1 protein-coding gene, 1 tRNA gene, 2 rRNA genes and 1 pseudogene (2 of these 5 cut by a window edge) are annotated in these 2,500 nt (G+C 58.7%); all 5 read right to left on the bottom strand.

All coding sequences use genetic code 11. From position 1 onward, the window contains the following. Positions 1-145: pseudogene (locus tag FJ978_RS18045) on the bottom strand (type II toxin-antitoxin system RelE/ParE family toxin); it reaches 166 nt to the left of the window's first position. 3 nt (positions 146-148) lie between these two features. Further along, positions 149-415, bottom strand: a complete 267-nt coding sequence (locus FJ978_RS18050) for a type II toxin-antitoxin system ParD family antitoxin (protein ID WP_140573153.1) — start codon at positions 413-415, stop codon at positions 149-151. 656 nt (positions 416-1,071) lie between these two features. After that, positions 1,072-1,148: transfer RNA gene (locus FJ978_RS18055), tRNA-Met, on the bottom strand. Between the two features lie 193 nt (positions 1,149-1,341). After that, positions 1,342-1,456, bottom strand: a 5S ribosomal RNA gene (gene rrf / locus FJ978_RS18060). 275 nt (positions 1,457-1,731) lie between these two features. Further along, positions 1,732-2,500 (bottom strand): 23S ribosomal RNA (locus FJ978_RS18065); it runs 2,053 nt beyond the window's last position.

Genomic DNA, 2,500 nt, shown 5'->3' on the forward strand with positions numbered 1-2,500 from the left:
GAAAAGTCGACAGGCCCAGGCAATGATCGCGGATGCCGACTACGAAGTTCCAGGCGATCGCGGGTGACGCACGTTCGGCTATGTCGTCATAGAGCTGTTCGAGCTCAGCTTCCGCTCCGGGGTGGAAGACGATCCGGTACTCCATTCCCTACTTGGCTTTCGCCTGCCTCGCACGATGACGCGCCTCCAGCCGGGAGAAGACCGCCTCCGCGGGAACGCCCTTCGCCGGATCCCGTTGAAGTTCGGCCAGCCGCGCCGGGATTTCCTCGCGCAGCCATTTCTCCCGCTCCGCCTCGAAGTCCTCGAGCATGCGCAGGCCGGCGCGGACGACCTCACTGGCGTTGTTGTACCGGCCTGATTCGAGCTGCTTCCTGATGAAGCTCTCGTAATGGTCATTCAAAGCGTAATTGGGCATCGCAACCTCCTGGGAAAATATGGGGGCATACGATTAATATGGCAATAGATGTCAACTGTTGGCACTTTCGTCCGATTCGGACTCTCCATCGGCGACATGATTGGCCTCAGTGACTTGATTCTCTCAAACACGGGATCGCATCGCTGATTCGGCATCATCGAGAACGCGGCCAGGCGACGCCAGCGAGATCGAGGGCTGGCGCGTGTGCTCGATGGGCAGCCCGTGGACGCGAGTGCCTAAGCCGGCTGGTCTCCAAGCTCAACCGGCTAACCTCATGTCGCATCGGCCGCGACCACGCGCCAATCAGCAATCCTCGTCGGCCGACGCGCCAAAAGCAAAGAAGCCCGGCGCGATAGGACGAGCCGGGCTTGAAACATTTAATAGGGAGAGAGAAGCCTGCCCCTGCGGTCGAGTGCTTGAGTTGTGTTCGGCGTTGGCTTGCCTTGTTACGGGCCACTGATTCGGAGCGAATCGCTGGGGCCGCCAGCAAGCCGGCCCCGCCCACTTGGAGTTTGGCGAGCGGTTTTGGTTGGGGAGGATGACTTGCGGTTTGTCCCGGGTTGGCTTTGCCTCGAATCGGGCGCAGTTGATGGGGTTAGGCTCGAGCGGCCGCCAGACATGCAAACGGCCCGCATTGATGCGGGCCGTTTTAAGTTTGGTTGCGGGGACAGGATTTGAACCTGTGACCTTCAGGTTATGAGCCTGACGAGCTACCGGGCTGCTCCACCCCGCGTCAACCCTAAGCAAGCGTTTGCTTGCTGATCTAAGCAAGCGTTTGCCTGCTTTGGACGTAAGCCGATGCCTATGACTAGGATGGCCTACAGATAGGTAGATGGCTCACCAAATGAAAGGGCCGCTTGCGCGGCCCGTTGTTCCCTAGGCGGGCCTTGATCGTGAAGAGAAGATTTAGAACGTGCGTTTGGCAGACCTGGCAGCGACCTACTCTCCCGCGTCTTGAGACGAAGTACCATCAGCGCTGGAGCGTTTCACGGCCGAGTTCGGAATGGGATCGGGTGCAGCCGCTCCGCCATAACCACCAGGTCGGCAAAACGCACGTTGTTTTCGAGAAGCTGGGTTGGGGATTAGGCAGTAGGGAATAGTGAGTAGGGAAACCCGCTCGCTATTGGCTTGTGCCGTTTGCCCGTCTTTCCGTGCCAATGGCGACGTTCATTGCAGGGCGCCCCGGGCGTAAGCCCGCAAGCGCGACTGCGCGTCGCCGGTTTTCCGGCGCCCTCGCGGAGCATAGGCCCGTAAGGGCCGCTCATGCGTGAGCGCTGGCCAGATCATCGTGTTCACGATGAGCATAAGGAATGAGAACGATCAAGCCGATCGAACTATTAGTACCGGTAAGCTTCAAGCGTTGCCGCTCTTCCACACCCGGCCTATCAACGTGGTCGTCTTCCACGGTTCTCAGGGAATACTCGTTTTAAGGTGGGTTTCCCGCTTAGATGCCTTCAGCGGTTATCCCGTCCGGATATAGCTACCCTGCTATGCGGCTGGCGCCACAACAGGTCCACCAGAGATCCGTCCATCCCGGTCCTCTCGTACTAGGGACAGATCCTTTCAATATTCCTACACCCACGGCAGATAGGGACCGAACTGTCTCACGACGTTCTGAACCCAACTCACGTACCGCTTTAAATGGCGAACAGCCATACCCTTGGGACCTGCTCCAGCCCCAGGATGCGATGAGTCGACATCGAGGTGCCAAACAACCCCGTCGATATGGACTCTTGGGGGTCATCAGCCTGTTATCCCCGGCGTACCTTTTATCCGTTGAGCGATGGCCCTTCCACGCGGGACCACCGGATCACTATGACCGACTTTCGTCTCTGCTCGACTTGTCAGTCTCGCAGTCAGGCAGGCTTATGCCATTGCACTCAGCGAACGATTTCCGACCGTTCTGAGCCCACCATCGCGCGCCTCCGTTACTCTTTAGGAGGCGACCGCCCCAGTCAAACTACCCACCATACATTGTCCCGGACCCGGATAACGGGCCGCGGTTAGACATCCATAGTAATAAGGGTGGTATTTCAAGGGTGGCTCCACCTGAGCTGGCGCCCAGGTTTCAAAGCCTACCACCTA

This window comes from Mesorhizobium sp. B1-1-7 (assembly GCF_006442705.1).
Classification (GTDB): Bacteria; Pseudomonadota; Alphaproteobacteria; order Rhizobiales; family Rhizobiaceae; genus Mesorhizobium; species Mesorhizobium opportunistum.